Below are 6697 nucleotides of genomic sequence, written 5' to 3'. Positions count from 1 at the left end.
AAAGCCGGATGCGGGAGAACCGCATGTCCGGTTTGAAGCGGCGGGGACTGGAAACGGAGATTTATCCACCGCGCCAGTCCCCGACCCTACTCGACGTCTGGATGGCCCGGGAGTTCCCGGCCGTCACCTTCGAACGCTATGCAGACGATGCAGTCGTGCACTGCGTCACCGAGCGCCAGGCCCGCCAGGTACTGACCGCGCTCTCGGACAGGATGGCCGAGGTCGGGCTGCGTCTGCACCCGACCAAGACCCGGATTGTGTACTGCCAGGACGGATTGCGGCGTGGCTCGTACGAGCACACGTCGTTCACGTTCCTGGGGTTCACGTTCCAGCAGCGCCAAATGCGGGACAAGAACGGCCGTATCAGATGGTCGTTCCGCCCCGCGGTCAGCAGGGACGCCCTCAAACGACTCGGCGAAGAGGTCCGCTCCTGGCGGCTCCACCGGCGAGTCAACCTCACCGTGGAAGAACTCGCGCAGCGGATCAATCCGATCGTCGCGGGCTGGATGCAGTACTACGGCCGGTTCTACCGATCGGCCTTGTATCCACTTCTGATGCGCATCAACGCCTACCTGGTGCGCTGGCTCCGTAACAAGTACAGGCGGTTTCGCGCGATGAGGAAGGCCATCGCCGCCTTCCAGCGGGCAGCCAAGCGCCGCCCGGGAATGTTCGCGCAGTGGAGGTGGACCAGTTCCCCCTCCTTGGCCTGGTGATCAGGACGACAAGAGCCGTATGACGAGAGATCGTCACGTACGGATCTGTGGGAGCCGGAGGGTGTGAATCCCTCCGGCTACCCGACCTTCGATGTTCCCGGTGGAAAGTGACAGACAGTCACATCAAGGCCCGACTCATAGGCGAAATCGGCGAGTTCCTTCTTCCAGGCACGCACACGGTAGCCGTTGGAGCCTCCGGCGTCGGCGGTGACCAACAGGCGAGAAGCGTGCGGGTAGCGGCGGCGCCCCTCCCCGTTCCACCAGCGGCGCAAAGTGGCCACCGCGAAGGCAGAGGTGTCCCCGTCGCAGCCCACCGACACCCAGCCGGTATCGGCGCCGATGTCGTAGATCCCGTACGGCACCGCTTTCTGGGCACCCTTCTCGGGGAAGTCGTGCGCGCGGACCTGCACCGGCTGCCCGGCGCGATGCCACTCGCGTCCGATGACCGCGTAGTTGCCCAGCGTCTCCTTCTTCTTGGCATCCACGCTAATGACCGGCTGTCCGTCGGCGAGGTACGCCGTGACCTGGTCGTTGATGTAGCGGAACTGGGCGTCCCGGTCCGGATGCCGGGCCCCCTCGGTGGTCCTCGAGGTGCCCTGCAGGGAGAAGCCCTCCGCCTTCAACAGCGTGGCCACCGTGTCCGAAGCGACCCGGTGCCCCTGGCGCGTCAGCTCGGCCGCCAGATTCCGGGTGGACTTCACCGTCCACAGCAGCGGAGATTCCGGGTCGCCGCGCTGGTCCGGCTCGACCAGCGCCAACAACGCGGGCACCAGCCCCGGATCGGCCTCCCGCAAGGGCTTGCGACCCGCGCCCGGTGCCCGGACCCGGCCAACGGGCTCCTGCGCGTGCTCCAGCTCCCGCTTCCCGCGCGACACCGTGGACTCCGCCACCCCGGCCGCTCCGGCCACCATACGGATCCCGCCATGGCCCAGAACGCGGGCCGCGGCGCCCAGCGTCAGGCGCTGCTGGCGCTCATCGAGATGCGGCAGCAACAGCCCGAACGCATCCACCAGCTCTGCCTTCGTCCCCTCCGACACCCCCGCATCCTACGACCCAACAGCCCACGAAAACCGAGGAGTTATTGATCGGCAAACCCCAGGGTCGGGGGAGGGAGCGGACTTCCGTGGCGTGGCACTGATGCCGGTAGGTGCGATGTGGTGCCTACTGGCCGCCGCTGCCGGCGCCGTCCCATACCGATGCCAGCCAGGAGAGATCGGCTTCGGCCTGTCGGCGGGCACGATTCTCCTGCTCGAAAACCTCCCGGGTCTTGGTCAGTACCAGTGTGTACGGCCGCCCCTGCCGCCTGGTCGCATGGCGTACCGGCAGCTCCGCTCCGTCGATCGAGGAGTGGACGTGCCGGCGTCCGTCCTTGGCCAGTGGCCACTCCTTGGTCACGGTGGACCGGGAGCGGAGGAAAGCTTCCAGCTCGGCGCAGAGGCCGCAGCCGCACCCTGACCAGTCGAGCGACCAGTCGTCCTTTTCGCGTGGTTGCCGGTCCAGGAGCGTGCGCAGCCGGTACGCGCAGTCCTGCGCGATCGCGTCCAGGTGTGCGGGACGCCGGGCCCGGCCCTGCGGTGTGACCTCGACTGCCCTACGCAGCAGGGGAAGCAGGCATTCCAGCACGGTGTCCGGGTAACCGCGCAGGGCAGTGCGGACGGCCTCCCGCCCCGCGTTGTCGACGGCGGCGAGGACGGCCGCCAGCGGCCCGGCCAGGTGCTCCAGCTCACGGCGGCGGATCTCGGAGGGGGCGGCCCTGGCGTTCCGGGACGGCGGGGCGAACGTGGTGGGGAGCCAACTGCTCAGCCGGTCGTCCACGGCCCGCGCGGTCGCCTCGACCAGTGTGCTCGCGGTGGCCGCCGCCCCTTGGTCTCGCAGCGCGGCGCATACGTCCGGCAGTGCGTCCGCCCAGGCGAAGTCATGGTCCAGGGAGTGCCGTCGCGCGGCGAACCAGCCGTCGAGGACGCCGCTCAGCCAGTGGCGCCCGTACCTGCGGGCCGCCGCGGCCAGCCCGTCGACCGCCTGTGGGGTGAGTGCCTGCGAACCGAACGGTTCCAGGAGCGCGGCGGCGGTGTCCGGTGCGTCGAGCCCTTCGGTCGCCTTCAGGGCGGTGCCGAGCAGGTCGGGTTCGAGCACGGTGTGCTTCCAGAGCGGGGCGAGGGAGGCCGCCGCGGTACGCGCCCATTCGGCATCTCCCCGTGCGATGCCGGAGGTCAGCTCCCGCAGTGCCCAGCCCGGCCCGGCCTCGCCGCGTGCCATCAGCGCCCGGTCCCGTGGCCAGACCACCACCGCGGCCCGCCGGTACCACCGGTCCAGGGTGTTGCCGTAGTTGCCCATGTAGCCCTCGTAGTGGGACTCGTGGGGCGTCAGCGCGTCATGCGGGGTGGCGGCGCAGCACTCGTGGTCCCGGACACGGAGGGAGATCTTCTCGCCGCCGGTGCCGTCCGGACCGGTCCACCAGCCCAGGGTGATCTCGTCGTCGACGACGTCGCCGATCTCGTAGTCGCCGTCATCGGGGGCGTCGTCGGCCACCATGTAGTCGTCGTAGTCGTCGTAGCGGCCCCAGGGGGTGTCACCGGCCCGGTACGCCTCCCGGGTCTCCTTCACCTCGGCCAGCGCGAGCACCGTCTCGCAGTCGGCTTGTCCGGCGGCCGTGCGCAGCAGCGCGGCGCGTTCGGCGTCGGTGCCCTTGAGTAGGTCCCAGGACAGGCCCTTCTGGCTGTACTCGTGGTCGAGGAGGCACACCAGCCGGTAGGGCGGGTCCAGGGGCCGGGGAGAGTACCGCTGCCGGGCGGGGGTGGTGAAGTGCTCCGTCAGACAGTCGGTCAGCTCGGTGACCGGCCCGTCGGGTGTGGCGGGGGCCGCGGGCTCGGCCAGCAGGTTGAAGGTGAGAGTGACCCGGTAGCCGGACCGGACCGGGGTGACCTCGTGCCGGCAGTCGGCGTAGAAGGCGACCAGGGTCAGGTCGGTCTTCGAGGCGCTGTATGCCACACGCTGCCCGGCGTGCTCGACGATCAGGTCCCCGCCGGTGTGTGCGGAGGGCAGGGAGAAGACCAGGGTGGCGACCATCGCGTCGTCCTTCTCCGAGTCCTGGTGGGGAAGGAAGAACTGGCCCTTGCCGTAGACGAGGAGCGCGTGCGGTTCGGCCCGCAGCCGGGTGCCCGGGGCCAGGCCCAGAGCGCCGCGGAAGTGATCCAGCGCGCCCTCCAGCAACCGAGGCCAGGCGGGGCCACCGAGGTTGAGAAGCTCCGGCGGGATCTGCCAGGTGTCGCGCACGCCGCTGTCGCGCAGGGTCTCCCTCCCCGCGGCCGAACACGGCCGGGGACGCCACGTCGATCAGCTTGCGGGTGCGGGGCGCGCGCAGCGGCAGGACGACCGGTCCGGCGCCGTCCACCTCCAGCCGGAACCCGTCCGCGGGAGCGTCGAGCCGGGCGCTGAAGGAGCCACCGGCCCCCGCCCCGCCCAACAGCCGGGCCACCCGCTCCCTTGCCACAGCCATGTTCCGCTCCTCGTCCGCGCACAGATGCGGTTCTGGGTGCGGTCCCGGGGCCCGCACGATTCGATCAGGGACGAACGTACCTCCCCCACTCGGGCCGATGAGACGGATTGCCGACGTCGTGGGCGGGCGCCGGGCGGCAGCCTGTAAATTGTGGCAGGTGTTCAACTCCGCGCGACAGCACACCCCTCGTCCGCCCCTCGCTTCCGTACGCAAGATCGCGGCGGCCGTCCACCGTGGGGGCACCGATGATGCCGTGCGGTACGGCACTGACCTCGGCCTTCCCGTAAGACTGCTGCTCAAGCGCGAGTTCGGGCCGCGCGGCGACCGCGCGGAGCATGAGGTCGCCGACGTGCTGACGTGCGTGCTGCTGCTGCGCGGACCCGCCGCCCCTGACCGCCTGGTGGCCGAGCTGCGGCGGCACCAGCTGACCGCCGACCATGTCCTGGACCATGTCGCCCAGGAGGCTGAAGCCCTGGCACATGAGACGGACGCCGGCGCACCGCACCCCTGGGCGGCCGCACTCGACGTACTGGACGGTGGCGTTGAGGACACCAGGTGGCGAGCCGTTGTGCTGCTGCTGCGCGCCCGTGCGGCCGAGGGCGCGGGAGACAGCGACCGGGCCCGTTCCCTCGTCGAGCAGTGCCTGACGCTCGCGCCGTCGCTGCTGCCCGCCGTGCGGGACGCGGCCGAGTACGAGCTGTGCGCCGGTCGTTGGGCGCGTGCCTACGAGCTGGCCGAGTCGATCGCTGCCGATGCCGTCGCGGAGCCGCTCCTGCCGTCGCTGGAGTCACTGCGGACCGCGCCGACCACCGCGGGACGAGTGGCGCGCAACCAGCCGTGCCCCTGTGGCTCCGGACGCAAGTACAAGGCATGCTGCTCGAACACCGACCGGGCTGCTGCGGACCACCCGCTGTCCGAACGGGCCCCCGCGCTGTACGCGGCCCTGGCCACCTTCGCCCAGCGCGGCCCGTGGGCGCACCACGTGGACCGCATGCTCGCCTGTGCCGTCGGTGCCCCCACCGCGGCCAGCCTGTGCACCGATGCGGTGATCTTCGACTGCGGGGCCGGCGCGGCGTTCCTGGCCGTCCGCGGGCATCTGCTCCGCGCCGACGAGCGCGAACTCCTCCGGGAGTGGCTGACCACCCCCCTGGATCTCTACGAGGTGACCCGGGTCCGCGCCGGGGAGCGGCTGTGGCTGCGCAGCCTGGTGGGCGGACCCCGGCAGGTGGAACAGCGCGACCGGCTGTTCTCGCTGTCGGCGATGCGGCTCGACATCGTCGTGGCCCGCCTGCTCAACGACGGAACCCGGCTACGTGCGCTCGGCGCGCTCGCCGGGCCCTCACGTGACCTGCGCGAGACTTTCACCGCGCTCTTCCCCGAGGGCCCGGTCCCGCCTGGTGGCGGCGGTGCGCACTTCCCGGAGCGGTTGTTGAACGCGATGCGGGGATCGGACGACATGGAGATCATCAGCGGCGACGGTGGGATCCCGGAGTGGTACGAGATCAGCTACGCCCGGTACGACGACGCCGCCAGGCTGTTGAACGAGCACAGTGCACAGCCGCTCGAACGAGCCCTGTCCTCGGTCGGTGAATACCTGCGATGGGTGGAGGAACAGCCTGCCCGCTGGCTGCAGCAGACGTCCGAGGACACCTGGACGCTGGTCGGCAGGGGTGAGGAGCACCAGCTTCTCTCGCTGGCCGACATTGCTGTCGGACGCCGTGGGAAGGTGACGCTGTCGGTCTCCTCGCGCGCACGTCTGGAGCAGGCAGGCGAAGTCCTGGCGGGCATCCTGCCCGGGCTGCGGGAGACCGGGCGCTCGGTCACCACCGCCGAGGAGATGCTGGCGCAGAGCCGCACACCGGGGACCTCGAAGGACACCGAGCACAGGGCCTGGCTGCGCCGCTTCGGTCTCGAGCTGCCCGTACCCCGGCCGCGCCAGGTGATGCTCGAGAGCTACTTCCTGCCGGTTCCGGAGGATGACCCCCGGCTCGCGGGTGCCGTCTCGCGGGAGCTGGCTGTGGAGAACATGCTGAACAATCGGAACGGGGCGGACGGCCTCACCCTCGCGGAGGCTGTCGCCCAGGGCGGCCTGCCACGGGCCAGGGCCGAGGCCGTGATCGACGACTGCGAGTGGCGCCGGGCACACGCGGAACGCGAGGGACGGGACGCCCAGGCCCTTCCCGGTAGTGAAGAGCTGCGCGGCCGCGTGGGTCTGTCCCGGGGCCGCTGACCCTGCGCTTGCCGGAAACCCCATCCATGCTGCTCACGCCGCATGTTGGTACTCATTCAGGATGCCGCCGAGCCGTTCGCGTCGGCGTATGTCGAGGGGGGCTATCTCGTCCGGATTGGCAATCGGTGTGGGCAAGGGGCGTAGCGGCCGAGTGTTCGCGATGCTGAAGGTGCCGAAAACTCGTCCGTGCAGGTCAGGCGGCATGTCGGTACTCGTGGACCACTCCGCCGAGGCGGTCGCGTCGGCGGACGTTGAGGT

Annotated in this window: 3 protein-coding genes and 2 pseudogenes; 2 read left to right on the top strand and 3 right to left on the bottom strand. The window is 70.5% G+C overall.

What is annotated here, in order from left to right:
• A partial coding sequence (locus ACFU8W_RS51815) for a group II intron maturase-specific domain-containing protein (RefSeq protein WP_384052792.1) occupies positions 1-713 on the top strand: 713 nt, incomplete at its 5' end.
• Between the two features lie 86 nt (positions 714-799).
• Here ACFU8W_RS51815 and ACFU8W_RS51810 read toward each other — a convergent pair.
• Together ACFU8W_RS51810 and ACFU8W_RS51805 are read right to left on the bottom strand one after the other, a co-directional pair.
• Positions 800-1723, bottom strand: a pseudogene (locus tag ACFU8W_RS51810) (ISAzo13 family transposase); the annotation flags it as partial.
• Positions 1724-1874: 151 nt separating this feature from the next.
• Positions 1875-3986 carry a 2OG-Fe(II) oxygenase gene (locus tag ACFU8W_RS51805; protein ID WP_384052791.1) on the bottom strand — a complete coding sequence of 704 codons (2112 nt, stop codon included), beginning with the start codon at positions 3984-3986 and terminating at the stop codon, positions 1875-1877.
• A 320-nt stretch (positions 3987-4306) separates the two neighbouring features.
• On the opposite strand from ACFU8W_RS51805, the gene ACFU8W_RS51800 reads away from it, so the two are divergent.
• Positions 4307-6439, top strand: coding sequence for an SEC-C metal-binding domain-containing protein (locus ACFU8W_RS51800; RefSeq protein WP_384052790.1), 2133 nt, complete (start codon positions 4307-4309; stop codon positions 6437-6439).
• 33 nt (positions 6440-6472) lie between these two features.
• On the opposite strand, the pseudogene ACFU8W_RS51795 reads toward ACFU8W_RS51800, so the two are convergent.
• Positions 6473-6697, bottom strand: a pseudogene (locus ACFU8W_RS51795) (hypothetical protein); the annotation flags it as partial.

Origin of the sequence: Streptomyces sp. NPDC057565 (assembly GCF_042801455.1) — a bacterium.
Classification (GTDB): domain Bacteria; phylum Actinomycetota; class Actinomycetes; order Streptomycetales; family Streptomycetaceae; genus Streptomyces; species Streptomyces yanii.
This window is presented reverse-complemented; position numbering and strand designations above follow the sequence as displayed.